The 25,614-nt window shown below is 62.6% G+C and carries 35 protein-coding genes; 14 read left to right on the top strand and 21 right to left on the bottom strand.

What is annotated here, in order from left to right; all coding sequences use genetic code 11:
* Positions 1 to 86 precede the first annotated feature (86 nt).
* Complete coding sequence (locus ACFQPB_RS22295) at positions 87 to 446, bottom strand: SOS response-associated peptidase family protein (protein ID WP_382228225.1); 360 nt, start codon at positions 444 to 446, stop codon at positions 87 to 89.
* Positions 447 to 525: 79 nt separating this feature from the next.
* Here ACFQPB_RS22295 and ACFQPB_RS22290 point away from each other — a divergent pair, with 79 nt between their 5' ends.
* From ACFQPB_RS22290 to ACFQPB_RS22280, 3 genes are all read left to right on the top strand, one after another.
* Positions 526 to 795 carry a hypothetical protein gene (locus tag ACFQPB_RS22290; RefSeq protein ID WP_382228223.1) on the top strand — a complete coding sequence of 90 codons (270 nt, stop codon included), beginning with the start codon at positions 526 to 528 and terminating at the stop codon, positions 793 to 795.
* A gap of 96 nt (positions 796 to 891) precedes the next feature.
* Complete coding sequence (locus ACFQPB_RS22285) at positions 892 to 1,185, top strand: hypothetical protein (RefSeq protein ID WP_382228220.1); 294 nt, start codon at positions 892 to 894, stop codon at positions 1,183 to 1,185.
* Positions 1,186 to 1,331: 146 nt separating this feature from the next.
* Positions 1,332 to 2,882 (top strand): HNH endonuclease, encoded by a 1,551-nt coding sequence (locus tag ACFQPB_RS22280; protein ID WP_382228217.1) that lies wholly within the window; start codon positions 1,332 to 1,334, stop codon positions 2,880 to 2,882.
* A gap of 216 nt (positions 2,883 to 3,098) precedes the next feature.
* On the opposite strand, the gene ACFQPB_RS22275 is transcribed toward ACFQPB_RS22280, so the two are convergent.
* Complete coding sequence (locus ACFQPB_RS22275) at positions 3,099 to 3,308, bottom strand: hypothetical protein (RefSeq protein WP_382228215.1); 210 nt, start codon at positions 3,306 to 3,308, stop codon at positions 3,099 to 3,101.
* Here ACFQPB_RS22275 and ACFQPB_RS22270 point away from each other — a divergent pair.
* Positions 3,307 to 3,519, top strand: a complete 213-nt coding sequence (locus tag ACFQPB_RS22270; RefSeq protein ID WP_382228212.1) for a hypothetical protein — start codon at positions 3,307 to 3,309, stop codon at positions 3,517 to 3,519. The two genes, ACFQPB_RS22275 and ACFQPB_RS22270, sit on opposite strands and share 2 nt — an antisense overlap.
* Positions 3,520 to 3,539: 20 nt before the next feature.
* Here ACFQPB_RS22270 and ACFQPB_RS22265 read toward each other — a convergent pair whose 3' ends face one another.
* The 14 genes from ACFQPB_RS22265 to ACFQPB_RS22200 all read right to left on the bottom strand — a co-directional run bounded on the left by ACFQPB_RS22265 (position 3,540) and on the right by ACFQPB_RS22200 (position 13,147).
* Positions 3,540 to 3,776: a hypothetical protein gene (locus ACFQPB_RS22265; RefSeq protein ID WP_382228209.1), complete on the bottom strand. Its 237-nt coding sequence runs from the start codon at positions 3,774 to 3,776 to the stop codon at positions 3,540 to 3,542.
* Complete coding sequence (locus tag ACFQPB_RS22260; protein WP_382228207.1) at positions 3,763 to 4,185, bottom strand: DUF5681 domain-containing protein; 423 nt, start codon at positions 4,183 to 4,185, stop codon at positions 3,763 to 3,765. The genes ACFQPB_RS22265 and ACFQPB_RS22260 overlap by 14 nt, the downstream gene beginning before the upstream one ends.
* 27 nt (positions 4,186 to 4,212) lie before the next feature.
* Positions 4,213 to 4,434 carry a hypothetical protein gene (locus tag ACFQPB_RS22255; RefSeq protein ID WP_382228204.1) on the bottom strand — a complete coding sequence of 74 codons (222 nt, stop codon included), beginning with the start codon at positions 4,432 to 4,434 and terminating at the stop codon, positions 4,213 to 4,215.
* A complete protein-coding gene (locus ACFQPB_RS22250) occupies positions 4,431 to 5,534 on the bottom strand; it encodes a hypothetical protein (RefSeq protein WP_382228201.1) in 1,104 nt (367 codons plus the stop codon). The genes ACFQPB_RS22255 and ACFQPB_RS22250 overlap by 4 nt, the downstream gene beginning before the upstream one ends.
* A gap of 26 nt (positions 5,535 to 5,560) precedes the next feature.
* Positions 5,561 to 6,277, bottom strand: a complete 717-nt coding sequence (locus tag ACFQPB_RS22245; RefSeq protein ID WP_382228199.1) for a phage antirepressor KilAC domain-containing protein — start codon at positions 6,275 to 6,277, stop codon at positions 5,561 to 5,563.
* Positions 6,278 to 6,312: 35 nt separating this feature from the next.
* Entirely contained in the window at positions 6,313 to 6,723 is a 411-nt protein-coding gene (locus ACFQPB_RS22240; protein ID WP_382228196.1) for a helix-turn-helix domain-containing protein, read from the bottom strand.
* A complete protein-coding gene (locus tag ACFQPB_RS22235) occupies positions 6,716 to 6,928 on the bottom strand; it encodes a hypothetical protein (protein WP_382228194.1) in 213 nt (70 codons plus the stop codon). Before ACFQPB_RS22235 ends, ACFQPB_RS22240 begins: the two co-directional genes overlap by 8 nt.
* On the bottom strand, positions 6,928 to 7,137 hold the full coding sequence (locus ACFQPB_RS22230; RefSeq protein WP_382228191.1) for a DNA-binding protein: 210 nt from the start codon (positions 7,135 to 7,137) through the stop codon (positions 6,928 to 6,930). The genes ACFQPB_RS22235 and ACFQPB_RS22230 overlap by 1 nt, the downstream gene beginning before the upstream one ends.
* Positions 7,138 to 7,292: 155 nt before the next feature.
* Positions 7,293 to 8,972 (bottom strand): hypothetical protein, encoded by a 1,680-nt coding sequence (locus tag ACFQPB_RS22225; RefSeq protein WP_382228188.1) that lies wholly within the window; start codon positions 8,970 to 8,972, stop codon positions 7,293 to 7,295.
* Positions 8,973 to 9,070: 98 nt separating this feature from the next.
* Positions 9,071 to 9,385: a HigA family addiction module antitoxin gene (locus ACFQPB_RS22220; protein WP_382228185.1), complete on the bottom strand. Its 315-nt coding sequence runs from the start codon at positions 9,383 to 9,385 to the stop codon at positions 9,071 to 9,073.
* 19 nt (positions 9,386 to 9,404) lie between these two features.
* The gene (locus ACFQPB_RS22215; RefSeq protein WP_382228182.1) at positions 9,405 to 9,686 is read right to left on the bottom strand and encodes a type II toxin-antitoxin system RelE/ParE family toxin; all 282 of its coding nucleotides are present in this window, start codon (positions 9,684 to 9,686) and stop codon (positions 9,405 to 9,407) included.
* Between the two features lie 37 nt (positions 9,687 to 9,723).
* A complete protein-coding gene (locus ACFQPB_RS22210; protein WP_382228179.1) occupies positions 9,724 to 11,025 on the bottom strand; it encodes a tyrosine-type recombinase/integrase in 1,302 nt (433 codons plus the stop codon).
* A 292-nt stretch (positions 11,026 to 11,317) separates the two neighbouring features.
* Entirely contained in the window at positions 11,318 to 11,761 is a 444-nt protein-coding gene (gene aroQ / locus ACFQPB_RS22205; protein WP_382228177.1) for a type II 3-dehydroquinate dehydratase, read from the bottom strand.
* Positions 11,762 to 11,785: 24 nt separating this feature from the next.
* Positions 11,786 to 13,147 (bottom strand): DUF3422 family protein, encoded by a 1,362-nt coding sequence (locus tag ACFQPB_RS22200; RefSeq protein ID WP_382228175.1) that lies wholly within the window; start codon positions 13,145 to 13,147, stop codon positions 11,786 to 11,788.
* Between the two features lie 74 nt (positions 13,148 to 13,221).
* Here ACFQPB_RS22200 and ACFQPB_RS22195 point away from each other — a divergent pair, with 74 nt between their 5' ends.
* Positions 13,222 to 14,178 (top strand): cyanophycinase, encoded by a 957-nt coding sequence (locus tag ACFQPB_RS22195; protein ID WP_382228173.1) that lies wholly within the window; start codon positions 13,222 to 13,224, stop codon positions 14,176 to 14,178.
* Positions 14,179 to 14,270: 92 nt separating this feature from the next.
* The gene (locus ACFQPB_RS22190; RefSeq protein WP_382228170.1) at positions 14,271 to 15,254 is read left to right on the top strand and encodes a Bug family tripartite tricarboxylate transporter substrate binding protein; all 984 of its coding nucleotides are present in this window, start codon (positions 14,271 to 14,273) and stop codon (positions 15,252 to 15,254) included.
* Between the two features lies 1 nt (position 15,255).
* On the opposite strand, the gene ACFQPB_RS22185 is transcribed toward ACFQPB_RS22190, so the two are convergent.
* Positions 15,256 to 15,996 (bottom strand): 2OG-Fe dioxygenase family protein, encoded by a 741-nt coding sequence (locus tag ACFQPB_RS22185; protein WP_382228168.1) that lies wholly within the window; start codon positions 15,994 to 15,996, stop codon positions 15,256 to 15,258.
* A 77-nt stretch (positions 15,997 to 16,073) separates the two neighbouring features.
* Between ACFQPB_RS22185 and ACFQPB_RS22180 the strand changes: the two genes are divergently transcribed.
* Positions 16,074 to 16,904, top strand: coding sequence for a DUF2189 domain-containing protein (locus ACFQPB_RS22180; protein WP_382228165.1), 831 nt, complete (start codon positions 16,074 to 16,076; stop codon positions 16,902 to 16,904).
* A 15-nt stretch (positions 16,905 to 16,919) separates the two neighbouring features.
* On the opposite strand, the gene ACFQPB_RS22175 is transcribed toward ACFQPB_RS22180, so the two are convergent.
* A complete protein-coding gene (locus tag ACFQPB_RS22175) occupies positions 16,920 to 17,162 on the bottom strand; it encodes a hypothetical protein (RefSeq protein WP_382198045.1) in 243 nt (80 codons plus the stop codon).
* A gap of 214 nt (positions 17,163 to 17,376) precedes the next feature.
* Between ACFQPB_RS22175 and ACFQPB_RS22170 the strand changes: the two genes are divergently transcribed.
* From ACFQPB_RS22170 to ACFQPB_RS22145, 6 genes are all read left to right on the top strand, one after another.
* On the top strand, positions 17,377 to 18,411 hold the full coding sequence (locus ACFQPB_RS22170; RefSeq protein WP_382228161.1) for an amino acid ABC transporter substrate-binding protein: 1,035 nt from the start codon (positions 17,377 to 17,379) through the stop codon (positions 18,409 to 18,411).
* An 82-nt stretch (positions 18,412 to 18,493) separates the two neighbouring features.
* Complete coding sequence (locus ACFQPB_RS22165; protein ID WP_382228159.1) at positions 18,494 to 19,675, top strand: amino acid ABC transporter permease; 1,182 nt, start codon at positions 18,494 to 18,496, stop codon at positions 19,673 to 19,675.
* Positions 19,675 to 20,778 (top strand): amino acid ABC transporter permease, encoded by a 1,104-nt coding sequence (locus ACFQPB_RS22160; protein ID WP_382228156.1) that lies wholly within the window; start codon positions 19,675 to 19,677, stop codon positions 20,776 to 20,778. Before ACFQPB_RS22165 ends, ACFQPB_RS22160 begins: the two co-directional genes overlap by 1 nt.
* An 8-nt stretch (positions 20,779 to 20,786) precedes the next feature.
* Positions 20,787 to 21,530: an amino acid ABC transporter ATP-binding protein gene (locus ACFQPB_RS22155; protein WP_382228153.1), complete on the top strand. Its 744-nt coding sequence runs from the start codon at positions 20,787 to 20,789 to the stop codon at positions 21,528 to 21,530.
* 69 nt (positions 21,531 to 21,599) lie between these two features.
* The gene (locus ACFQPB_RS22150) at positions 21,600 to 22,790 is read left to right on the top strand and encodes an MFS transporter (protein ID WP_382228150.1); all 1,191 of its coding nucleotides are present in this window, start codon (positions 21,600 to 21,602) and stop codon (positions 22,788 to 22,790) included.
* Positions 22,787 to 23,065: a hypothetical protein gene (locus tag ACFQPB_RS22145; protein ID WP_382198033.1), complete on the top strand. Its 279-nt coding sequence runs from the start codon at positions 22,787 to 22,789 to the stop codon at positions 23,063 to 23,065. Before ACFQPB_RS22150 ends, ACFQPB_RS22145 begins: the two co-directional genes overlap by 4 nt.
* A 3-nt stretch (positions 23,066 to 23,068) precedes the next feature.
* Here ACFQPB_RS22145 and ACFQPB_RS22140 read toward each other — a convergent pair whose 3' ends face one another.
* Positions 23,069 to 23,542 carry a Cd(II)/Pb(II)-responsive transcriptional regulator gene (locus ACFQPB_RS22140; RefSeq protein WP_382228147.1) on the bottom strand — a complete coding sequence of 158 codons (474 nt, stop codon included), beginning with the start codon at positions 23,540 to 23,542 and terminating at the stop codon, positions 23,069 to 23,071.
* 63 nt (positions 23,543 to 23,605) lie between these two features.
* Between ACFQPB_RS22140 and ACFQPB_RS22135 the strand changes: the two genes are divergently transcribed.
* The gene (locus ACFQPB_RS22135) at positions 23,606 to 24,283 is read left to right on the top strand and encodes a cation efflux transmembrane domain-containing protein (RefSeq protein WP_382228144.1); all 678 of its coding nucleotides are present in this window, start codon (positions 23,606 to 23,608) and stop codon (positions 24,281 to 24,283) included.
* A 106-nt stretch (positions 24,284 to 24,389) separates the two neighbouring features.
* Here the strand turns inward: ACFQPB_RS22135 and ACFQPB_RS22130 are convergent, their stop codons facing one another.
* Together ACFQPB_RS22130 and ACFQPB_RS22125 are read right to left on the bottom strand one after the other, a co-directional pair.
* Positions 24,390 to 24,950: a GNAT family N-acetyltransferase gene (locus tag ACFQPB_RS22130; protein ID WP_382228141.1), complete on the bottom strand. Its 561-nt coding sequence runs from the start codon at positions 24,948 to 24,950 to the stop codon at positions 24,390 to 24,392.
* A gap of 93 nt (positions 24,951 to 25,043) precedes the next feature.
* Positions 25,044 to 25,614, bottom strand: a 571-nt coding sequence (locus tag ACFQPB_RS22125; RefSeq protein WP_382228138.1) for a hypothetical protein, incomplete at its 5' end; no start/stop codon positions are given.

The following is a 25,614-nucleotide window of genomic DNA, read 5'->3' as shown; positions in this document are numbered from 1 at the left end:
CCCCGTGACCAGGCGTCGTACCACCTCTGAATCGATCTCTGACATACGCGTCCACCTTGTTCTACATGGACACGTAGCTTCCTCTCTCAGGCACTCTGTGGAAAGACGTAGTTCAATGACCGCTTACGTTCATCGAACGACACGGCCGGGATGATGCAGCGCTGGCCGCGCGCCCATGGGTGCTTGTAGCTGGCCTTGGCCGCCAGTTCCTCAGAGCGTGCGTTGTTGGTGCTGTACGGCAGCTTGGCCGCCTTCGCAAACCACGGGATCAGGCCCCACTGGCCCACCACCATCTCGCGGCTGTAGCCTGTGTCATCGCGTAAACAACGGATGAAGGGGCCTGGCGACCGAGGGAACACGCCACCACCGCGCCAAGGGTTGCGCGCGCCGATCCCCCACACTTGTTCGATGTGGGCGTCAGTGGGCGAGACGTAGCGATTGCACATGGCCAGCAGGATAGCCGAGTGGTCCTGCCCTCCCATGAACCCGGGAGGCCCCGGCTTGTCATTCGTTCACAATGCCGCCATGGACGACCTCACCCAAGCCAACGACGATGCCGAGCGCGCAATGGAGGAACTGTTGGCGCTGCAGGCGAAGCAGGCGGCCGGCGACGTGTCCATTGAGCTGGTGATGGCCTTGGCCAAAGCGACCTACGCACTGGAGGGCGTGATGCTGGCCCAACGCGCTGGCTCCCTGCGAATCAAGCGCAGCTCGTTCGATCAACAGGTTGACCATGACTCGACCGCATGGGCTACGCCTGCCCAACCGCGCGGTGGTGCCGATTCGCTACACTGAGCCTGTCGGTCCCTGAGCGAGCTATGTCACCACTGGGAGCAAAGGTTGCAGTGTCCGTCGTCGTGTAGCCGCCGATCCAACTCATAAGGAGCATCAATGCAGACACAGCCCGCATCAGATGTCGCGTCTAATTGGTGCTTCCTTCTTCGTCGCGAAGAACAAGCGGCCGCTCTGAGTCAGAGGTACCTGCGTTACGTCGCCCGCTTTGAGCGCAGGGACAACCGCAGAGCATGGTTGCGCTACATCGTTGGCAGCCCTGTGACCGCACTGTCCGCCATCTTCAAACGTAAGCCGCTGCCGCTCGAATTGCGCAGACAGCCGCTGAGCGAAGTAGATTTCCAACACGAATTGTTCTTGGGTTCTATCAGACGCATGTCCGCGACGGATTGAGTCGGCGTTCGGGGCGAGTCATCCTCGACAGCAATGGCGGCAGTGTCAGTCCTGGTATCGCCACCGGCACCCTCGCCTAGGGTTTCGCAGATCAGGGGAGCGGCAACCGGGCACCACGCTCTGCCACCCAATAGGAGGTTGTCGACATGGCGATGTGCCGCATTTGCCTGCAAAAATTTCAGCGCCTGAAATTCGAGACTCATGACATAGGCGTTTGCGGCCGATGCACTCACTACCTTAACGACAGCCCGGAGCCTGCCTCCGCTGCAAAGGAGAGGATTGCTGAGATGCTGGGGCGCGGCATGGAGCGAAGGGCCTATGCCGATCTCGAATCTGACGAGGAATGGAAGCAGCGCCGTGCCGCGCAGCGGTTGGGCGACATGGACTCAGCGGTGGATGGTGCCCTACCCGGATGGTTGAACAGACTACTTACTGACCCAGCGAACCGGAACAAGAATTTCAAAATGATGCGGGCTTTCCGACGCGGACTGCTGCGTATGAACGGTCCACCCCGGTGGTCCTACCCGTCAAACTGGAAAACTGTTGCCTATGCAGTACGCCAAAGAGACAAGTGCGCGTGCAAACTGTGTGGCGCAAAAGGCGTCCAGCTTGATGTTCACCACATCGTCTACCTGAGCAATTACGGCACAAATCAAAAAAGCAACTTAGTCACGCTTTGTCGCCCATGTCACGAAAAGGAGCACGGCCGCAAGTTCGATTTTGGAGAGGAACACGACCCCGAATCACAATCACCAATCCGACCGCCACCAGGTCTTGTGAGGTCGGCGGGGTTCCAGGCCGTACCACCGCCACCGCAACCGCAGCGGCCTCCAACGCCACTTCCACCCGAACCAAAGCGCGAGCGAGAACAATCACTGGCGCGGATTGATCTGACGTGTCCCGGTTGCAGCGCAAAGCTGACTTCGGCCCTTGAAACCGGTAGGCTTGCCGATCTTCGAGTGCGGTGCCCCGTTTGCGAGTGCGTTTTCAGCGCGTCTGATGGACTCGAAAGTAGACTGATCGCTCGCAAGGATCCTGGCCCAACCTCTATCCTGGCCTCTAATCCAAACTCAGAAACACGCAGCCCTCTGCCAAGCACTCAGCCGTCACCGCCCCAAACGCACAAGCCGGCAGGGTCTCAGGCACCACCACAAGCCAATCAGAACCTGGGACACCAAAAGCCTTCACAGTCGAAATCAACAAGGCTCCCCGTTGTGTGTGGGCACTGCGGCGCCATCCAAACCCTAGACCACGCAATTGAGGCTGGCGAGTATGTGCGTTGCAGGCTCTGCAAGCTGCCATTTCAGTATGGGGTGACGGCAGATTCTCAGTCCGCGCTACGCCATACAGCGCCGGCAACAGCCGCGTCACAAGACATCTCATCACGACCTCTAGGTGTTCGTGTCGACGCAAAGTGCCCGAGCTGCAATGCATTACTTAGTGCGGTCTTGGAGCCGTCAAACGGAAAACGGATCAGGTGCCCGGTTTGCACCACAGTTTTTTCACATGGCTCGCCACCCCTAGCGACCGCTGCACAGCCACCTACCGCGCAAAGTACCTCCGCGCCTGCAACTGTGCCAGCGGCAATTTCTCCGGAGGCTCACCGCGTCAGTGCTAACACATCGGACAACACGTGGTTTTACGTGCTCATATCACTTGCCATCGCTGGTCTGGTGTTCAGCGTCCTACTCGATTGAGGGGCAGACTACGAATCAGTTGGGTGGCCAGAGACCCCGGCAGGAGGCACAGCACCACACAGAAACAAGCTATGAATTCCCCTCATCCTTTAACCCCTCCTAGGAAGGGGCAAGCACAGAGGCTGATTCTCCGGACACACGACCGATGCCATTCGTCTATCAGCGAGCTCAACCAGTTGACGGAAATCCCCCGTCATTCCGGGCATTGAGCCTCGCTCAGGTACCACCGTTCGGTGGCAAATCTGAATTACTGGCACCGGTGCGCTGCAGGAACTCCACAACCTCGCGCCGCCTCGCCGTGTCAGGCCCGTTGAGCGTGTGCGCTAGCCTCACCGCGCGCTCTGCATCTGTCAGTGGGTGGGTGTAGTCATCGCCATCGTTGACGCTCGCCTCCAAGGCGGCCAGTCTGGTTTCAAGGCTGGCCATGATCATTTCCAACATGACAGTTGACCTTGGAAATGGCTTTGCTGTAGTCAACCCCGTGCGTTGGGGTAACGAAGCACAATGCGACGTACTTGCGGCACCGGGGACGCTGAGCCTTGGCCCGCGCGATAGCCTGTTCAGGCGTTTCGGTTTCCGCCGTAATGGCCAGAGCACAGCCCTCATCTGGTTTTGGGGCTACTTCTTCCAGCTTTGAGATGCGCTGCAGCAGGCTACTCATGATGCCTCCTTGGGGTCACCGTGGAAATCTAGATCGCGCTGCACGGGCAGGAACGGGCTTGGCTTGCGTAGCACCTTGGTCAGCACGGCGGCCACACTCTGACGGGAACCCCACGGCGGCACTTTCCAATGCTTCCCGGCGAACTGCATCAGTTCGTCGTCGGTCAAGGCTTCAAGGTCAACGTGCGCGGCCGATTCTTCAAGCTTGCGCACCCGTTTATCAAGTCTTGGCATGTGTCTTCTCCAATGCCGCCACGCGGGCAGCGAGGTCATCAATTTCAGTCACCCGGGCCAGCGAGCCAATCGCCCCAATCAGGGCCGCCCCCTGGCCAGGCGATAGCTCGCCAGCCTCGATGGCGCCCAGCACCGCCTGGCCACGCTCGGTCAGCGTGGAGCCAGGCAGTTTGAGCACCTGGGCAGGGTCAACAGACTTCAGGGGAGCGACGGCACGCTCCAGCAGCAGGCGGGCAGCACCCACATCACCGTCCAAGGCCTTTGTCATCAGCGTGTCTAGCAACTCGGGCACGCGAGCAGAGATGGCGGCACGCAGCTTGGCCACCTCGCCGGTGCCGGGCTTGCGGCCGCGCGGGTTTCCGCTTTCACCCGGTCGCCAAGCTGTGGCAGGAAGTTTGCGTGTCGTCATGTTGGTTTGTGCTTTGGTTGTGCTGTTTCACACCGGCCTGCTGGTCAGAATCTTTATCAGCCGATCCGTGAGTAGGTCGGGCTCGGCCGAGTAGTCGGTGCACAGGTCATCGGGAAGAGGCGCTCGCAGTTCATTGGGATGGCCATCCACCACGAACGCAACCGCGTTGAGGCACTCATGGCCGATGTGAGAAACGCAGGTGTCGCAGCGGTGCAAGTACTTGTGGGGCATGGTTTCCACTATGGTCATGTTTGGCCCCCGTTCGCCTGGGCCAAGCGGTATCGGCTTGCAACGCGGCCAACACCGCGCACCACAAGTTCCAGCACACCGTCAGCCACGAAAGCCGACAGCACCTTGCTGGCGTCGGTGAAGTGCATGCCGGTCATTTCGCCTGCCTGGCGAGCCGAGACAAAAAACGGCTGGTCACCAGCGTGTGCCTGAAGGGCCATGCAGATGCGATAGAGGCGGTTGCCTGCCTCCCCGTAACCGAGCGCCACAATGGTGTCAGGCAGCGGCGCGCCGCAATCGATGCCGCTCAAGATCGCCGCCAGCGTGGCACCGTGTGGGCTGCGCACCTTCTCCCAACCCCGCAGGAAGTCAATCCAGGTGGTGGCAAAGTCTTTGGTGCCAATAACCGGCAGCGCCTGGCGGTGCCACTCCTGGACCATCACGCGCAGTTCATCGCGGGTCGCATCTGCGCGGGTGCCCTTGAGCCAGCGGGCCAGCTCGAACAGCTTCTTGTTGCGCTCGCCCTCGATGGCGGGCAGAGTCTGGTGCGGAAGACCTACAGAAGAGAACGGAAGATGACTGCTGTCATCCTCTGTGCTCCTCTGTTCTCTTCTGTAGGTGGAGTTCTCATCAGAGCCACGCAGTGCATCAGCCACCGCAGCGAAGCCCGACAGTTCGACCAGCGGACCATCCTTCAGCGGGCGGCCGGTCATGGTCAGGTAGCGGCCCTGGCTGTAAAGCTCGACGTTGATGCCATCCAGTTTTCCACGGCGACCGCCGATGTTCGGCCCGTAGCCCCAACCATGCAAGCCAGTGCCGGACGGGCTCAGCTCGATGAACTGGCAGCCGATGCGGGCCAGCAAGGCCATGGCCGCAGGATCGGGCGCGCCGTCGTGAACAACGTGGTCCAGGTCCACGCCGACGATGCCGTCACCGGCCAGCACCAGACCGACGCCATCGCGATTGCCCTCGCTTTCCTCGTAGGCGGTCTGGGCCTGGTCGAAAGTACCCCATGTTGCGGGGTCGACCACACTGGCCTTGCGGCGCAGTGCGGACGGGTCATAAGGCACCTTGGCCTTGTGGCAGACCCAGCGAGGCACGCGGCGCAAGGCAGCGGGCATGTGGGAGAAGTTTGGAGCCAACATGGTTAGCCTCCCGTCGCCGCAGCCTGTTTTCCGGCCTTGGGCTGCGTGCACGAATCGACTTGCTCACCGCCAATCAAGAGTGCGAGCCTTGCCATTCCTTTTGCTGTCACGCGGGCCTGGGTGGACACCCATTCGGTGCCATCAGACTTTTCGCCGGTGACGACCTTGTGCTCCATCACGCCCATCTTCAGGCGGTCCTGATAAGCCAACCAAGTCGAACCCATCGGACGGCGGTAAATCCAACCCATCTGCTGCAGACGAGCGGTGAACTTGCGCGGCGGAACCTGCAAGGCCTTGGCGGCGTCGTTCAGGCAGAAACTGCCGTCGCTGGCAGTCTCCAGTCGGTCCAACGCCTCGGCCTTCGGGGTCAATGCATCCACCCGGCTCTCCAGCGCGAGCACCTTCTCCGTGTAGCCCAGCAGGACGTGGCGAAGCTTGGCCGGGTCGTTGAGCGCCTTCATTGGGTCGGCGGCGTCGGCCTCCAGCTCCTGCCAGCGGTCCACCAACCGGGCGGTGAACTCGGGCGAGAGCTGGGCCACGATGATGTAACTGTCGCGCTTGCCGATGCGGTACAGCTTCTCCACCACGCCGTTGGCCGATTTTTCCCCATCCACAACTTGTGGGTAGGATATGACACCCTTTTCCGCCAGGGTGTCGATGGTCCGTTTCACGCTGTCGTGGCGCTTCTCGGTCAGGTCGGCCATTTCCTTGCTGGTCATGGTCAGGGCTGCGCCGCTGCTGGGGATGATGTTGCTCACAGCGTCACCTCTGCCATGGTGGGCTCGCTCACCAGTTCGTAGTACGCCACACGCTGGTGCACGAACGAGTCGGAATCGACGGCGGCGACGAGGTGGGTTTCGATCACAAAGCCACGGCGCCGCAACTCACGAACACGGCCGGCGGGATGAGAAATGCCAGCCGCACGCAGCTCGTATGTACCGCGATTGGCCAGGAGCAGCATTGCCAACAACAGTTGGACTTGGGCCTCGGTATCGAGGGCATGCACGATGTGGCGACGGCCTTCAGGTTGCGCGCCGTGGGCCCCGGCAGTAAACTGCTGCTGGTCCTTTGCTTTGTGATGTGCACCGGACTTCTGAAACCCCTTGGCCTGGCCGCCTTGGGGTTTTTTCTTGGGCGGGCGGGGCTGCTGGTGTTTGTCAGACATGAGCCACCTCCTTCTCGGCCGTCAACGTGGACAGGACACGCTGCACATCCGAGAGGCTGGTGAACTGACCGGTGAAGGCGTCGCGGCTGAGAACCAGCAGCGGCTTGCCGTCGTCGGCCTCGATGTGCTGCAGCATGGCACCAGCGCGCGCGGCTTCGGCCTGCGTGGTGCAGAACTCTTTGCGGTTGAAGGTGGGCGCGAACATCAGACCACCCCCAGTGCTGCCTTGATGCCCGCAACGGGCCAGGCCAAACGCTTGTTGACACGCACCGGGCGGACGGGGCCATCCTCGCGCATTGCCCACAGACGGAGCGTCTGTTCGGCACGATTGAGGTGCGCCGCAGCTTCGGCGGTTGGGAGTGCACTACGCGTTTCTTGCGTCAGCGGCACGAGTTGAATTTGCTTTGCAGACATGTCGCCCTCCTTGGGCTTGTTGAACACGACTGCATTGCGATGCCGGCGATTTTTCTCATATCAAATCGCCGTCATTTCTCATAGACAGATCACCGGCATTTTTGGGTCGAATCGCCGGTATATGCCACCAAAACCACCGGCAAACCTGTGACTGGTCAATGGTCTCTCGAGCGTGGATCGATGATGCTGAACTTGACGTAGGTGGCTTCAAAGTGACCTTCGAGAAGGCGCCATCCTGTTGCTTCCGACATCTGAAAACGCTCTCTTTTGGCCATCCAGGCCATCACCTCATATGGACAGAACAAGCCGGGGTAGCCGCCACGACCAGGCTTTCCGGGCACTTTCTGTGCTCGTTTGAGTGGGCCCTGTAGCTTCTCAAAATGTGACGCTTTCAGCCCAAAACCCCCGAAGACTGACAGCAGTTTGTCGGGCATCGCAAGCACCTTGTAGTCAAGGACTTGCTCTATTTGGGTGTCTGAATCTTGGGCCTCGCGGGCGCCTTGGCGTTGAATGCCGTCCACTTCGCTCGCAGATGCAGTTTCCAATCCGGCGCTTAACGGAACCACCGTTCTTTCTACGGCCACACGTACCCGAGGGTCGATTTGTAGACCGTGAAGCTCCGCTAGCCCCACCCAGTCCCGGAGCGATCGCTTGACTCCATCGTGCCCATGGCTCTCAAGGGTGTTCAAGGCGCTCCTGTACCTTGGAAGATCAGCATTTGGCGGTGAGGCTTGATTGGGGTCAGGGTAATGGTCTGGATTGATACCAGCCATAAGCATTGCGGCGTGCTTGGCTTGAACCGTTGGTAGTGACGACCAGCGCCCCGCATCAAGTTCATGACCCAGGGCTACCAAATCAAAGCCATCAAACAACGCCGCCTCTTCTTCCAATGCGTCGGGGGTGTCTGGAAGTACGGAATCAAATTTCTGTTCATCGTCTGACACTGCCCCGCCTGTGTTAGCGGGAAGAAGCTCTAGCACTTTAGGCGGCGACCATGCGTCGCCACGCAGCCGCTCAATGGCCTCCTGCGCCCACTCAACCTTTTGCTTTGCCTTACGCACTGCGCCACTGTTCTTACTCCCGGTGTCCGGCGCCACCTTGACATCATCCAGCCGCTTGAATGCAGCCTCTACATCCGCCTCGTCACGCTGATATTCCGGCGTTGTCTGCACTATGAGCATCATGGCGGTCCGCCGACCGTCGAATATCTTTCTCACCATCGCACGACGCCAGGACTCAAAGGCAGCATCACTCTCAACCTTCAATGCCTCTACCTGCTCTCGAAGCCCAATCAAGAGCGCGCGAGCGCGGTCTATGTTGCCCTCTCTCGCTTCGGCCTCCGCCAGCACACGGCCGTACTCGTCTTCAGCGACGCGCCACTGGTTCTGTTTTTCAGTTGGCTGCACTCCGACAACTGCTGATGCAGTACGAACAATCGCGAACGCCCGGGTTACACCCCGGCGGGCCTTGCGTGCATCGGGGTGTGCAAGCAGTTCACGATCGGGGCCGGCGTCCCAGTCACCGTAGTGGCCAGCAATATCGCCCCCAAGGCCCCCCATCATCCAGGCGGCCAACTGGTACTCATCGAATGGGAAGGGCAACCCCGGTTCATGATTCGGATCATTGGGTTCGTCCGGATGATCTTCCAAATCCCAGCAAGGTTTCCAGAGGTACTGCGGCAGCCAGAAACTGACATCCGCACACCCGTCCTTGTCCGGCCAAACACCACGGTCATCAATCCGAAGAAAGTTCAGCCCGTCATAAGCACCACCGGGTCCAAACAACCCTGAACCGTCGATGATCATCTGCGCGTTGGATTTGTCGTACTTGTCCATGTGCACTCCCTCAGTGCAACCCCGAAAATAGAAGCTCCAGCAGGCGGGTCAGGGAAACCCGCTTTTCGGTTCGCGCGCCTAGCTGGGGCAAAACTGAATCAGGCCGCCATCAGCGGCGCCGGCCGCACGCGCAACGGTTTTTTCTTGAACTTCAGCCCTGCCTGCCACATGTCATAGGCGGTCTGCTGGCCCATCCACAAGCGTGCATCGCCACCCCTATCCTTGCCCAGCCAAGCCTCCAGGCGCAGGGCCATTTCAGGGGAGACGGCAGCGTGTCCGTTCAACAGCCGGGACAGCGTGACGCGCGCCACGCCCAACTGTTCGGCGGCCTCGGTCACGGTCAGACCCAGCGCAGGGAGAACATCCTCGCGCAGCGTCAGGCCAGGGTGCGGGGGGTTGAACATCTCGGTCATGGTGTGGTTCTCCGGTCGGTCAGTGGTAGTCCTGGTAGTCCACCAGCACAGCATGGACGCCCTCAAAGGTGAACGTCATGCGCCAATTGCCATTCACCCACACGGCATAGTGCCCGGCCAGGTCGCGTCCGCTCAGGGAGTGCAAACGCCAGCCGGGCAGATTCATGTCGGCAGGACTGCTGGCCTCGTTCAAGCGGGCCAGTTGGCGCGCCAGCCTGGGCGCATGGGCGGCTTGAATGCCGGCCTTCGTGCCGCGCTCGAAAAAGGCCTGCAGCCCTTTGTGACGGAATGACTTGATCACGGCTTATTGTATCGCGTTGCGTTACGCATTGCACTATTCATGCGACCACCACACGCAGCTTGCCGACCTCGTCAACTGGCACAAACTTCACGCCCGCCAGGGTCAGCACATGCGCGGTGATCTGCTCGACGTAGGGGCGCAGGGCATCAATGCTTCGGGGCTTGTACCCCTCGGCTGTGGCACTGGGTCTGTGCCCCTGCACCTGGGCAATGGCACCGGCAGGCGCGCCAGCCGCCTCACCCAAAAGGGCGAAGGAGCGGCGCAAGCCGTGGATGGTCAAGTGGTCGATTCCCGCGCTCTTGAGTGCTGTTTGATGACTGGACCTTGGATCGGTCAGGCGCCCGGACTTGCTGGCACTCGCGAAAACAAACTCGCTCTTGCGCGGCAGGCTGCCCAGCAGCCAGGCGAGGTAGGCCGACAGCGGGATGGTGCGGGTGTCGCCCACCTTGTCCGCCAGCGTGACCTTGCGCCACCGGAAATCGATGTGTTCCCACTTGAGGGCAGCCACCTCCTCACGCCGCGCGCCGGTCAGCAACAGCGTGCGCAGGTAGGCCGATGCCACCGGGTTGGCCAACTGCATCACGCCCGACCACCATCCCGCCACCTGGGCCGACTCAAGGGCATCGGTGCGCCGGCTCTCGCCTGTGCTCGGCAAAGTGTCCAAGATGGCAGGCGCCCGACCTGCATCAGAGTCCACCAGATCGCGGTACTCACGCCGACCGGCACACCAGCGCAAGAAGCCCCGGAACATCATCAGTGCGCGGGCAGCCTGGTGCTTGCCGGCCTTGGCCTCGCGGTCGTGCCACACCTTCAGCGTGTCCTCGTTGATTTCAGCCAACGGCATGGCAAGCAGCGGGAAGATGGGGCCTGGCCGGGTCAGGCCAGTGCCACGCTTTTTCTTTTCGCCACCAGCGGCGGCCATCTTCTGCAGATCGGCCAGGTAGCGCGGCTTCCATGCTTCGCGCCGCTTCGGCTTGCCGTTGGCCATGTAGCTCGGCCAGAGGTCACCCACCGTCAACGCTTTGGCCGCCTGCTCTGCTTTTGCTGCGGCCGCTTCGGCGGCCTTCTGGCGCTCCACCTCGCGGGGGTCGGTGCCACCGTCGATCATCTGCTTCAACTCGGCGGCACGCTTGCGGGCCTTGTCCAGCATCCAGTCGGCAGCAGTGCCAATGTTCACGCGGATGGTGGCGCCGTTCAACCTGCCTTCAAAGGCGTAGGTCTTGCGCCCGGAAGGGGTAGCCCGCAACATCAAGGCCGGCGCCTCGGTGTCCCACAAAAAGGCCTGCGCCTTGTCAGGCGGGCAAGCGAAGGCATCGACCCTGCCAGCCGTCAATCGCACTCGGTTTGAACCTGTTGCCATATTTCCGACAACGGCACTCAACTACTTGTAGGCAATCTGTAGGCAAATTTGACCAAAAAAGGCAAATCCAGATCAACACAAGCAAGCCAAGAAATCCGTCTATGTTGTTGATTTTTATAGATTCTACCTATGCCCATCAACACAGGCAAACACCCCTATTCACTCATTCGTAATGAGAAGGTCGGGGGTTCGACTCCTCTCTCCGGCACCACATCAATAAAAGCCTCTCGCTGTCATGGCGGGGGGCTATTTTCATGGGCATCCCAGGCGCTCAGTTCGCCTTGCGCGCGTGGTTGACCGCCGTGCGCAAGCCCAGCAAATAACTGTCCACACCAAAGCCGGCGATCTGGCCCTGGGCGATGTCAGCGATCACCGAATGGTGGCGGAAGGGCTCGCGCGCGTGCACGTTGGACATGTGCACCTCCACGATGGGGCAGGCCAGGATGGCCAGTGCATCGCGGATACCGTAGCTGTAGTGGGTCCAGGCGCCGGCGTTGATGACGACCGCGTCCACCTGATCGGCATGGGCCTGGTGGATGCGCTCGCACATGGCACCCTCAAAGTTGGTCTGAAAGGTCTCCACAGCCACGCCCAGCTCCTGGCCCAGGGCCAGTAGCTGCGCATCGATGTCTGCCAGCGTGGCGGTGCCGTACTGCGTGGGGTCGCGTTTGCCGAACATGTTGAGGTTGATGCCGTGCAGGACGAGGACGTTCATGGGTTCTCCGAGGTCAAAAACGGTTCAATGATCGGCGCGGTGCAATTTGGCGTGGATGCGCTGGGTGGTGCGCCACACCGCCCACAACACCACCGGCACCAGCGCGCCGGCGGCCAGCTCGGGGTGCAGCGGCAGGCCAGCGGCTTTGCCGGCCTTGGCCAGGTAGAGCAACAGGCTGATCACGTAGTAGGAGATGGCAGCGATGGACAGGCCTTCCACAGTGCTTTGCAGGCGCAACTGCAGTTCCTGCCCACGCGTGAGTTTTTCCAGCAGTTGCTGGTTCTGGGCCTCGGTGACGATGTCCACACGGGTGCGCAAGAGGTCGCTGGTGCGTGAAATGCGCTCAGACAGCGAGGCCAGGCGCTGCGCCGTGGCCGCCACGGTGGCCATGGCGGGTGACAGGCGCCGCTGCATGAACTCGCCGATGGTCTGGGTACCTGGAATGGCTTTTTCACGCAGCTCGGCAATGCGCTGAGACACCAAGGTGTCGTAGGCGCGGGTGGCGGCGAAACGGTAGGCGTGTTCGGCCGTGGCGCGCTCCACGCTGGCGGCCACCGACACCAGTTCGTCCAGCAACGCCTGCTCGGACGTGCTCTTGTTTTCCAGCTGCGCGGTGATGGCCGCCAGTCGGCGCTCGGCATCGGCCAGCGTGGGCGACAAAGCCTTGGCCACCGGCAAGCCACGCAAGGCCATGAGGCGGTAGGTTTCAAGCTCCAGCAGGCGTTGCGAAATGCGTCCGGCCCGGGTTTCGGTGGTGCCCGGTGGCGCGATGACCAACATGCGCTCGAAGCCATCGTCACGCAGGGCGAAGTCGGTCAAGGCCCACGAATGCCCACCCCCCAGCTGCGACGCCACCAGGCTGTCGCGCCCCAACCAGCGTTGGGCCTGGGCCATCAAGGCCGCGTGGGCGGCCGGCGTGGCGTCGGGCCAGTCCGCGTTCGCCATGGCCAGCTGTATGGCCGCCACGGTGCGGCCAGGGATGTTGGCCAGCCATTCAGCGGGCACCGCCAGACCACGCAACAGGTCGGGCACGGCCGCGCCCAGGCCAGCTTCTTCGGGCAAAGCCTGCACCAACGAGTAGCGCGTGAATTCGGTGTGCCGCTCCCACTTGAGCGTGTGCTGCTCAAAACGCAGGCGCAGAAAATTGCCTTGCAGGCTGTCCAGCGGCAAATGGCCCTGCCCCGGCAGGCGTCGCAGGTGCTCGCACTCCTGCTCGCGGCTCACCCCCTCATTGAGCACGGCCACGAACACGATCAACGCGGGCAGGCGAATGCGGGCGGACGGTCGGGCATGCACCTCGTTGTGCAGCAGCACGCGCTGGGTGTCGTCGGGCGGCAGCAGCCGCGCCGGTGTTGGGCAGTCATCAGGGAGGGGGAATTCGGCCATAGCCGACATTGTGCTTGCTGCGGGCGTCCACACCGCGCGGGGATAATGCACGCACTCTCACCAAGCCACCCAAGATGCTGCAACGACGACACCTGGTGCAACTGGCGGCCCTGGCGCCGCTGGTGCCCCACGCACAGGCACAAACCACCCCAACACCCCCCGCACTCCCGCGCCGCCTGGGCCGGCTGATGCCCATTGGCGGCGCTGAAGACCGCATGCAGGACCGCATCATCCTGCGCCGTTTTGTGGAGCTGTGTGGTGGGGCCGGTGCCCGCATCCGCGTGCTGTCGGCCGCCAGCAGCGACCCCCAAGGTGTGTGGCAGGCCTACCAGGGCGTGTTCGCCGAGCTGGGGGTGCAGCACACTGCCCACCTCGACATCCCCACCCTGGAGCACGCCAACAGCGCCGCCGTGGTGGACCAGATCCTCGACACCGATGGTCTGTTCATCTCTGGCGGCGATCAAAGCCGGCTGATGGCCCTGCTGTGGGAGACCGAGGCCTTCCGCGCCCTGCACACCGCGTTTCATGTGCGAGGCTGCTGCATTGCCGGCACCAGCGCGGGCGCGGCCGTGTTGTCGCGCCATATGCTCGCGCAAGGCGATGCCCCCCGCCTGCCGGAAAAAGAAGCCGCCGAGCTGGACCTGGGCCTGGGCTTCGTGTCGCGCGCCATCATCGACCAGCATTTTTCCGAGCGTGGCCGCCTGGGTCGGCTGCTGTCGGTGCTGGCCCAGCGCCCCGACATGTTGGGCGTGGGCATCGACGAGGACACCGCGCTGGTGATCGAGCGTGGCGTGGGCATTGAGGTGGTGGGCCGTGGCGCCGTGACCCTGCTCGACGGCCGCCAGTTGCGCAGCAACTTCGAAGACGTTGAAAGCCGGGAACGCCTCGAAATGCTGGGCGTGCGCTTGAACCTGTTACCGGCCGGTCGGCGCTACACCGTGTCACCCGGCAGCGAAAGCTGGCGCCGCATGCCGCCCCACCTGCGCGAAGCCGTTGCCTTGCTGGTGGCGCCCGGCCCGATTCGGGGCTGACCACCCTTGCGGCGCACGCGTTGTGCCCAAAAAATTGCGGTAAGGTTCCGGGTCCGCGCGACCTTGCGCGGCCGTTATTCAGGAGTCCTCCCATGTCCCGACTGTCCCGCCGGCCCCTGCTGCGTTGCGCACTGGGTGCCACCCTGGTTGCCGCCACGTTGATGGGCAACCTCGCCCACGCCCAAAGTGGCAAAACCATCAAACTCATGGTGGGTTTTCCGCCGGGTGGTGGCACCGATGCCATCGCACGCATCCTGGCCGAACCCCTGAAGGACGCACTGGGCGCCACCGTGGTGGTGGACAACAAACCCGGCGCCGGCGGCCAGATCGCCGCTCAGGCCCTCAAGGCCGCCGCGCCCGATGGCACCACCTTCTTCCTCTCGCACGACCACAGCATCTCCATCCTGCCGCTGGTCATGAAAAACGCGGGCTACGAGCCCGCCAAGGACTTTGTGCCGGTGGCCGGCTTTGCCACGTTTGTCAACGCGTTCGCCGTCTCGGGCGGCACACCGGCCAAGAGCTTCAACGAGTACGTGGCCTGGACGCAGCAGCAGGGCAAGGGCTCGGTGGGCGTGCCCGCGCCGGCATCGGTGCCCGAATTCCTGGTGAAGGTCATTGGCGGCAAGTACAAGCTGGATCTGGTGGCCGCACCCTACCGTGGCAGCGCGCCCATGATGGCCGACATGCTGGGCAACCAGATCCCGGCCGGGGTGGCCTCGGTGCCCGATTTCATCGAAAACCACAAGGCCGGCAAGCTGCGCGTGGTGGCGGTGCTGGGTGACAAACGCCAGGCCGCCCTGCCCGACGTGCCCACCTTTGCCGAGCTGGGCTTGGCCGGCTTCGAGGACGTGCCCTACTACGGCATCTTCGCGCCCGCTGGCACACCGGCCGCCACCATCGAAGCCTTCGGCGCCGCCCTGCAGAAAACGCTGGCACAGCCGGACGTGCGTGCCAAGCTGACGGCCATGGGCCTGACCGTGGGCTTCAGCAGCAGCCAGCAGCTGGCTGCGCGGGAGGCCTCTTACGCGAAGGTGTGGGCCCGCATCATCAAAGAAACGGGTTTCGTCCCTCAGTAAGTCATTCTTGGAAACCGCCGGCACGCAGGGTGATCACCAGCGTGTCGCGCCAACCCAGGCCATCCGGCCCGTCCACGGGCTGGATGGGCGTGGTCTCATGGATCACGCGCTCGTCGTCCAGCAACAACAGCGACCAGGATTCGGTCAGCGTGAAGCGCTGGCCATTGGGGCCCTGGGCTTCAAACACACGGCTTTCACCGCCCTTGATGCGGTGGCGCCCGACCATGAACACCGCCACGAAGTCCACGCCATCGCGGTGCGCGCCCTCGGGGGTGGGCCGGCCAATGCCGTCGGTGGTGTCGATGCGGAACAGGTGCGATTCGATGTACCAGGGCTGCTGGCCCTTCAGGCTGGACGCTGCCGCCGCCAGCTGCCGCAGCAATTGCGTCCAAGTGGGGTTGGCCACCACGGCGGGGTCCATGGGTTCGAACCAGCGCAGCATGCCGCCGTGCAAGGCGTTGTAGGCCACGGGCTGCCAGTGGGCGCGGTGGGGCGCCTGTTCCACCTTCTCCCCGTCCACCACAAAACAGCTGTGGCGGCGGCGCCGGTAGCGGCCACCGTCTTTGAGGTAGGCATCGCTGGGCAGATCGTCCCAGGCCGGCTGGAGCGCAGCCAGGGACTGGGCCGACAGGCCCGCCCACTGCTGCACGGAACGCGCGTCCAGCACGGCGTATCCCTGTTGTTGAACGGTGGGCAAAAGCCGGTCGAACGGCACACACGGAGGAAGGAAATGGGCGCTCATGGCGGCAGTGTATGCGGGCGGGAAAACCACAGTCCCACAAGCCTACCCCGTGCGGTATGTTCAGGCCACTGCCTCACATGCACGCCCCCATGAACGCCGCCACCGAACCTGAACAGCCCACCACGTCAAACACTCAGGCTCCGGCCGAAGAGCAGGGGCCGTCCATCTTCTCGCTGCCCCTGACCCCGTTGCGCCCGACCGATCCGCTGCGCTGGCTGGCGCTGGGCTGGGCCGACTTCAAGCGAGCGCCCAAGCTGGGCCTGTTTTATGGCCTGTGTTTTTTTGTCATGGGCCACGCGCTGCTCTGGGTGTTTCGCACCGCACCGGCCTACGTGCTGGCCCTGAGCGCGGGGTTTCTGTTGATGGGGCCCTTTCTTTGCCTGGGCCTCTACCACGCCAGCCGCGCACTGGAACAGGGCCAAGCGCCCCGCCTCGGTGAATCGCTGGTGGCCTGGCGCCCCACCCGAGGCACCATGGCCATCTTCGCGGGCGTGCTGTTGATTCTGGAGATGTTGTGGGGCCGCGCGTCGCTGGTGGTGTTTGCGGTCACCTTCAACACCATGCCCAGCACCGACAAGCTGCTGCCCGCCCTGATCGCACCCGAGAACATCAGTTTCCTGATCACCTACGTGGTGGTGGGCGCCGTGTTTGCGGGCCTGATTTTTGTCACCAGCGTCATCTCCATTCCCATGATCCTGGACCGGAAGGTGGACGCGATTTCGGCCGGCCTCACCAGCATCCGGGCCAGCCTGCAAAACCCCGGCGTCATGCTGTTGTGGGGCGGGCTGATCACGGTCGTGATCGGCCTGTCCATGCTGCCGGCGTTTCTGGGCCTGCTGGTCAGTGGCCCGGTGATTGGGCACGCCACCTGGCACGCCTACCGGCACATCGTGCCCCGGCCGGCCTGAGCCCCAGTCTCGGATTCAGTCGCCGCGCAACAAGCGCCAGGCCAGCCACATGCCGGCCAGGGCGTTGCTCAGCGCCAACACCCCCACCACCGCCATGCCCAAGGTATTGAGCGTGTCGCTGCGCAACAGCCACCCCCAGAGTGTGGACAAGAGGTTGACCGCCACCATCAGCCAAAACAAGGTGCGGCGGGGTTGCCACAGTCGGGCCAGCCCCTTTTGGGCGCCTGGGCTGTGGATGGACTGTGAACGATGTTGCATTGGGGCCATGTTAGCGCCGGAACGCACCCCATGTGGCATGGAACCTGCATCTACCGCTGGGCGCACGAGGTGAAAACCCCATGAGGCATTTGCATAAAGCGCCAGCGTAAACCCCGATGCTGCCTGCTTTTGCCCCACGTTACAGTTCCGCGCTTGGCCGCAACGACATGCCCAAGCCATACAAAAAATCAACACGCAACCAAAGGAGTCACCCATGACATTCAAACCCCAACACCTCGCCGCTGCTGTGGCCTTTGCCGCCACCTTCGCCGCCTTGCCCGCACACGCTGGCAAAACGCTGGATGCCATCAAAGCGCGTGGTCAGGTGGTGTGCGGCGTGCACACTGGTCTGGCCGGCTTCTCGGCGGCCGACTCCAACGGCAAGTGGAGCGGGCTCGACGTTGATGTGTGCCGTGCCATCGCCGCCGCCGTGCTGGGTGATGCCGAGAAGGTCAAGTACGTGCCTCTGACAGCACAGCAACGCTTCACCGCCCTGCAGTCGGGCGAACTCGACATCCTCTCGCGCAACACCACGCTCACGCTCACACGCGACGCCTCGCTGGGCCTGACCCAGACGGTGGTGACCTACTACGACGGTCAGGGCTTCATCGTGCCGGTCAAAAGCAAGATCACCAGCGCCAAACAGTTCAAGAACCAGACCGTGTGTGTGCAGTCCGGCACCACCACCGAGAAAAACCTGACCGACTACTCGAAGGCCAACAACCTCAACATCAAAACCGTGGTGTACGAGAAAGAAGAAGCCGCCACCGCGGCCTACTTTGCCGGTCGTTGCGTGTCCTACACCACCGACGCTTCCGGGCTGGCCTCGATCCGCAACAAACAGGCCGCCAATCCGGCCGACCACGTGATCCTGGCCGACCTCATTTCCAAGGAACCGCTGGGCCCGCTGGTGCGCCGTGGCGATGATGAATGGTTTGCCATTGCCAAGTGGGTGATTTACGGTCTGATTGAAGCCGAGGAATATGGCATCACCGCAGCCAATGCCGACCAGCTCAAGGGCAGCAGCACCGACCCCGTGGTGCAGCGCCTGCTGGGTGCTGGCAATGAAGACATGGGCAAGCTGCTGGGGCTGGACAAAGAGTGGCTGCTGCGTTCCGTGAAAGCCACCGGCAACTACGGCGAAATCTTCGAACGCAACGTTGGCCCAAAGTCGGCCCTGGGTCTGCCCCGTGGCCTCAACAAACAGTGGAAACAAGGCGGTCTGATGTACGCCTACCCGGTGCGTTGAGCACCGAACGACTCCGCAGTTGAATCGCTTGGCCGCCCCCCATGCGGGGGCGGCCCCTTTTTTCATTCGCGACGTTTGATTCATGGCCCCACCCAACAGCCCTCCCAAAAAAAGTCAGGCTTGGTCCTGGCGCAGCAAGGCGTTCCGCGGTCTGGCCTACCAGGGCATCGCACTGGCTCTGATCGCGCTTGTGGTCTGGTTTCTTGCCCACAACACGCTGCTCAACATGCGGGTGCGTGGCATCCAGAGCGGCTTTGATTTTCTGACCCAATCGGCCGGTTTTTCCATCGGCGAAAGCCTTTACGCCTTCGACTCGTCCGAGTCCTACCTTCGCGCCTTCGGTGTGGGTATCAGCAACACCTTGCGCGTGGCCCTGCTCGGCATTGTGCTGGCCACCGTGCTGGGAACCCTGATTGGGGTTGGCCGCTTCTCGCGCAACGCACTGGTGCGTGGCTTGTGCCTGACCTACGTCGAGCTGTTTCGCAACATCCCCCTGCTGCTGCAGTTGCTGATGTGGTACCTGCTGTTGACCGAGGTGCTGCCTGCAGCCACCGAGGCCTGGCAGTTGGGGCCGTTTTTCCTGAGCAAAGGTGGGTTGAATTTTCCGATACCCATCTGGGCCACGGGTCACGTGTGGGCCGCTGCAGCGCTGGTGCTGGGCTTGGCGCTGACGGTGCTGTACCGTGGCTGGGCACGTCGGCGCTTCGAGGCCACCGGCCAGCCGCCCAGCTTGTACCTGGTGCCACTGGCCATTGTGCTGACCAGCACTCTGCTGGGATGGCTGTTGGGCGGCGCGCCCACCGCCATGGACGTACCTCACAAAGGTGACTTTGCCATCGAAAACGGTGGCGCCCTCACACCCGAGTTCACCGCCGTGCTGCTGGGGCTGACCGTCTACACCACCGCATTTATTGCGGAGGTGGTGCGCGCGGGCATCATGTCGGTGCCGCGTGGCCAAGGCGAGGCGGCAGCGGCATTGGGGCTGAGCCGGAGTCAGGAAGTGCGACTGGTGACCCTGCCGCAGGCGCTGCGCGTCATCATTCCGCCGCTGACCAACCAGTACCTCAACCTCACGAAAAACTCCTCGCTCGCGGTGGCCATCGGTTACCCCGACGTGGTGTCCATCGCCAACACCGCCATGAACCAAACCGGGCGGGCGGTGGAATGTATTGCCATCGTGATGCTGGTCTACCTCACCCTTTCGCTCAGCACATCCATGTTGATGAATTGGTACAACGCCCGCGCGGCCATCAAGGAACGCTGATGACCAGCCAGACCTTTACCCCCATCGAACCCCGCCCCGCCCCCGGCGCCGGCGTTGGTCCCATCGCCTGGGCAAGGCGCAACCTGTTTGGCGACCTGCCCACCTCGTTGTCCACCTTGCTCATCGGTGGCCTGCTGTTGTGGTACCTGCCTCAACTGCTGCACTGGGCGCTTTTCTCCGCTCAGTGGTTGCCGGTAGCCGATGCGTGTCGCGCCCCTGGGGTGGGCGCTTGCTGGGGTGTGGTGACGGAGAAATACCGCCTCATCTTGTTCGGACGCTACCCGTTCGACGAACAATGGCGCCCGCTGGTGGCAACACTGGCTGTGATGGTGCTGCTGGTGCTGAGTTGCATACGCGCCTTCTGGAAGGCCTGGTTGCCCGTGTTGTGGGTGCTGGTGCTGGGTTTGTTTTTTGTCCTCATGAGCGGCGGAACACTGGGTTTGACCAAAGTGGAAACCGACCGCTGGGGCGGCCTGCCACTGACGCTGTTGCTGGCCACCTTGTCGATTGCCCTGGCCTTCCCCATTGCCATGGTCGTGGCACTCGGACGCAACTCGGCGCTGCCCGCCATCCGCAGCTTCTGCACCCTGTATGTCGAGTTGGTCCGAGGTGTGCCATTGATCTCGGTGTTGTTCATGGCCTCCTTCATGTTCCCGTTGTTCATGCCGCAGGGTCTGACCATCGACGTGCTGGTGCGGGTGTTGGTCGGCATCACCCTGTTTTCGGCCGCTTACCTGGCCGAAGTCATACGTGGTGGTTTGCAGGCCATTCCCAAGGGACAAATTGAAGCCGCCGCCACACTGGGTTTGAGCTACTGGCAGACCCAGCGCAAGATCGTGTTGCCTCAGGCCTTGGCACTGGTGGTGCCTGGCATCATGAACAGTTTCATTTCGGTGTTCAAAGACACCTCGCTGGTCGCCATCGTGAGCCTGTACGAACTCACCGGTTCGCTCGACATGGCACTCAACTCCGACGTTAACTGGAAACACTACAAGGTCGAAGGCTACCTCTTCATCGCCTTGATTTACTTCGTCTTCTGCTTCTCGATGTCACGCTACAGCCAGTGGGTCGAGCGCCAGGTCAACAAAAACAAACTCCGCTGAGGCCAGCCATGAGCGAACCCATCATCACCTTCGAAAAAGTCAACAAGTGGTACGGCAACAGCTTCCACGTGTTGCGAGACATCGACCTGAGCGTGACCAAAGGCGAACGCATTGTCATCTGCGGGCCCTCTGGCTCGGGCAAGTCCACCCTCATCCGCTGCATCAACCGCCTGGAAGAACACCAGCAAGGCACGCTCAGGGTGGACGGAGTGGAACTCACCGACGACATCAAGGCCATCGACCAGGTGCGCAAGGAAGTCGGTATGGTGTTCCAGCAGTTCAACCTGTTCCCCCACCTCACGGTGCTGGAGAACCTCACACTGTCGCCCATGTGGGTGGGCAAGCTGCCCAAGAAGGAAGCCGAGGAACGCGCCATGGCGCAGCTCAAGCGGGTGCGCATTGCCGAGCAGGCCGACAAGTACCCACTGCAGCTCTCGGGTGGCCAGCAGCAGCGTGTGGCGATCGCGCGCGCGCTGTGCCTGACGCCCAAGATCATGCTGTTCGATGAGCCCACCTCGGCCCTGGACCCCGAGATGATCAAGGAAGTGCTGGACGTGATGATCGAGCTGGCCAACCAGGGCATCACCATGATTTGTGTCACGCACGAAATGGGTTTTGCCAAGGCCGTGGCCGACCGCGTGATCTTCATGGACCAGGGCCAGATCGTGGAGCAGAACACGCCGCACGAGTTCTTCAACAACCCGCAGAACGAACGCAGCAAGGACTTCCTGTCCAAGATCCTGGGCCACTGAGATGCCCGTTTGACTGCAGCCTGAGCGGCTTGCTGGCATGATCGCGGGTCGATTCATCGGCCCGTTTTCATGTCTGACCAGCCCGCTGCCTCCTCCCGCCTGCCCGGCCTGCTGTACCTGTTTGCCCTGTGCAACCTGGTGCTGGGCACCGGCGCCTTTGGTCTGGGCGGCATTCTGGAACAGGTGGCGGCCGACCTGAAACAGCCCGTGCAGGCGGTGGGCCAGAACATGACGGCCTATGCCTTCGCCACCGCCTTGCTGGCCCCGGTGCTGCTGGTGCTTGCCGGGCGCTGGCGGCGGCGCACAGCGGTGTTGGCCACCTTGGGCACGTTCGCGCTGGGCGTGCTGGTGTCGGTGCTGGCCACCGACTTGCGCACCCTGTTGTTGGGCCGTGTGTTGATGGGCGCGGGGGCCTCGTTCACGCCCTTGGCCGCAGGCATTGCGGTGGCCCTGGTACCGCCAGCGCAGCGCGGCAAGGCCTTGTCCACCACCTTCCTCGGCATGAGCCTGAGCTACGTGATCGGCGTGCCGCTGGGCGCCTGGATAGGCCTGGCCCACGGCTGGCGTTGGCCCCAAATGGGCGTGTTGGTGCTGCTGCTGGTGATGATGGTGCTGGTGTGGCGTTTGATGCCGGCCAACGTCAACGCGCCGGGCTCCAGCTTCAAAGGCCTGGGCACCTTGCTGCGCCGGGGCGAGGTGTTGCGCACCCTGGCCATGACACTGTTCTACTTCACCGCCATCTTCAGCGTGTTTGCCTACATCGGCCCGGTGCTGCTGTCGTTGGTGCCGCTGAGCCCGGCCCAGCTCTCGGGCACCCTGGTGGTGTTTGGTCTGGCGGGTGTGGCCGGCACTTTGTCGGGCGGCTGGGCCACCGACCGTTTTGGCGCCCTGCCCTCGCTGCGCGTGCAGCTCAGTGGCCTACTGTTGATGATGTTGCTGGTGCCGCTGACCAAGGGCCTGTACCTGCCGCTGTTGCTGGCGCTGGTGGCCTGGGGCGTGTGTGGCTTCGGCATGATGGCACCTCAGCAGTCGCGCCTGGCCAGCGTCTCGCCACCCCAGGCGCCGCTGCTGCTGAGCCTCAACACCTCCATGCTGTACTTCGGCACCGCGCTGGGCGCGGCCGTGGGTGGGCTGGGCAGCCCCGTCTTGGGTTTTGACCAACTGCCGTGGCTGGGTGCGGTGTTTGCAGGCCTGGGTTTGCTGGTGCTGCTGACCACCCCAACGCCCCAACCCTTGGCACCCCAACGGGTGACACCATGAGCACAACACACACCGAACTCACCGCACTGCGCGCTGGCCTGCAAGCCCTGCGCAGTGGCAGCCTGCGCGTGCACGATTTTTCGGCACAAGCACGGCGGTCGCAGGCTTTGCTCGGGGCCTTGCCAGCACGGTACAGCGAGGTCTTGCTGGGTCTGCTGGACCGGCTCGAATCGTCGGCGCTGTTCGCCGAAGAAAGCTGCTCCTTCAGCCAGGTCGATTTGCTCGACAGCCTGCAGATGTGGCTGGACAAGGCCCAGGCCCAACTGGAGCGGTAGCCGTTACAGGTGGCGCCGCCGCAGCGGCGGCACACCCTCTGGCACGGCGCTCTCATCGGCCCGCTGGTGCAAGGCCTCAATGATGTGGCACTGGTCGTCCGAGCCATCGCAGCGCTCCCGCAGTCCACGCAAATCGCGCTCCAGCGAACGCAACTCGGTCAGGCGCTCGCGCACATGCTGCAGGTGGGCATCCAGCGCCGACCGCGCCGTCGCACAGTCGGACTTGTTGTTGAGGTCCAGCCCCACCAGGGTGCGCACCTCGTCAAGCGACATGTCCAGCGCCCGGCACAAGCGGATGAAGCGCAGACGGTGCACATCGGCCTCGCTGTAAAGCCGGTAGTCGCCGTCACTGCGTGGCGGCGCGGGCAGCAGGCCCTGGGCTTCGTAGTAGCGGATGTTGGCGGCGCTCACGCCGCAGCGTTTGGCGGTCTCGCCAATACGGTGAACCGGGGTGCTGGCTGGTGCGGGGGCGGACATGCTTGACTTTCAACCCACTTGAAGGTTTCCAATCCTCTCACACCTTCATTTTTCCTGCACACCATGGCCTGCACCTCCTGCCACATCGACGCCACCACCAACACCCCCGCCCACACCACCCCCGACAACCACGACCCACGCTGGCGGCGTGCCCTGTGGGTCGCCCTGGTGGTCAATGCCGCCATGTTTGTGGTCGAGTTGTGGGCCGGCTTGCAGGCCGATTCGGTGTCGCTGCTGGCCGACGCCGTGGACTTTGCCGGCGACGCCGCCAACTACGCGCTGTCCCTGGCCGTGCTGGGCCTGGCGCTGAGCTGGCGCAGCCGCGCCGCCTTGCTCAAGGGCGTGTGCATGTTGGGCTACGGCGTGTTTGTGCTGCTCAAGGCCGGATGGGTCTTGCACATTGGGGCCGTGCCTGAGCCCCTGACCATGGGCGTGATCGGCTTCATCGCCCTGCTGGCCAACACCGGCGTGGCCGTGTTGCTCTACCGCTTTCGCAGCGGCGACGCCAACATGCGCAGCGTCTGGCTGTGCACCCGCAACGACGCCCTGTCCAACGTGGCGGTGATGCTGGCCGCTGCAGGCGTGTTCGGCACCGGCAGCGCCTGGCCCGATCTGGCCGTCGCCGCCGTCATAGCCACCCTGGCTCTGAGCGCCGGCTGGCAGGTGGTGCGTCAAGCCCGCGCCGAACTGACCGGCGTGCCACTGCCGCCCCGACCCGACGACCATGGGCACGCGCACTGAGGGCCAAAAGTTGACCACTGCTCGCCGACCCAGTTCAGGGAGCACCAGATGATGAGCAACAATCCAAATCAATCAACTGGGTGAAACCGTCCACTGCGGCAAAAGCTCAGTCCACATTCGCCGTACGCCACTGCGCATTGAGCAGAGCGTACTGCAGGAGGTCGTGGTGCCGGTCCGCCCAGTACCCGGCTTCCCGCTGCCGCCCCTCTTGCAGAAAACCGAGCGCCTCGAGCAAGGCCAGAGATGCCGTGTTGTCAGGGTGTACCTGCGCCTCGATTCGATTCAACCGCATCTCTCGGAAACCCCAGGTGAGAATGGCTTTCAGCGCTTCTTTCACGTACCCACGGCCCTGATGCGCCGGCGCGATTTCGTAACCGACGGTGCAGGACCTCCAGTTTCGATTCCAGCGAAACAGGCCGCATGTACCGATCAGTCCTGGCCGATCTCTCAACGTCACGGCCCAGCGTGCACCGGAAACCGGCTCTTTCCGCCAGCTGGCAAACAGAGCGATCAACTTTGAGGCGCCGTCAAGGTCGCGAATCGGATCCGATCCGAACCATCTCATGTGCTCGGCGTCGCCATGAATCCGAAGAATATGCGCCGCATCCGATTCCACAACCTCACGCAGTGTGAGTCGGGATGTCTCCAGCACTGGAAAATCGACCATAAGCTGCCTGCGGTCTAACGTAGAACTGACCGGCGCTGCGCCGCTTTACGGCGCAGCATCCAGCGACCGGAGGGAGCGAGGTTGAGCGCCGGGTTATGCCACATTTTTTGGGAACAGACCGGGCCAGCCATTGGTGGGTTTTGGGTCATAAATAAACTGTGCCTTCTCTCTCGGAAAACACTGCGTTGTTAAATTGCTGAAGTCACCATGATTGCGTGGATGCTCTACGTAGGAGACAACCTGCTTGTCTTGCACAAAAAGAAGCAAGGAAATGCCCTCGTTGGTTTGAATGGAGGTTTTTTCTTCAGCGTTCCACTCAAACCCCAATGTTTGTTTCGCTGTGTCGTTGTTTGAATATGGGCCTAGGACACAAACCTTTTCCCAAGCGCCAGGCACGGCAGCCGTGAGGCTAACCGAGCTACCTTTACTCTCGACCAACTGCTTGGCAATTGCGGACGATGTTAAATCGTGCGCAGTGCAACCGACGGCGGATACCAAAATGCATGAAGCGACAACGAGGTGGCTACACATATGAGGGGCGGATTCAAATCTGAAGTGCAACACCCTTGGTTTCAATGAACGAGGGTGGAGTGTTGGGGACTGTTCAGGAGCAGGTCCCGGTAGACCGCCAGAGGGGATCGTACGCCCAGACCTTTTCTGGGTC

The organism is Hydrogenophaga atypica (genome assembly GCF_042665215.1).
GTDB classification, from domain to species: domain Bacteria; phylum Pseudomonadota; class Gammaproteobacteria; order Burkholderiales; family Burkholderiaceae_C; genus Hydrogenophaga; species Hydrogenophaga defluvii_A.
The sequence above is the reverse complement of the archived record's forward strand: the minus strand, read 5'-3'. Positions and strand labels throughout refer to the sequence as shown.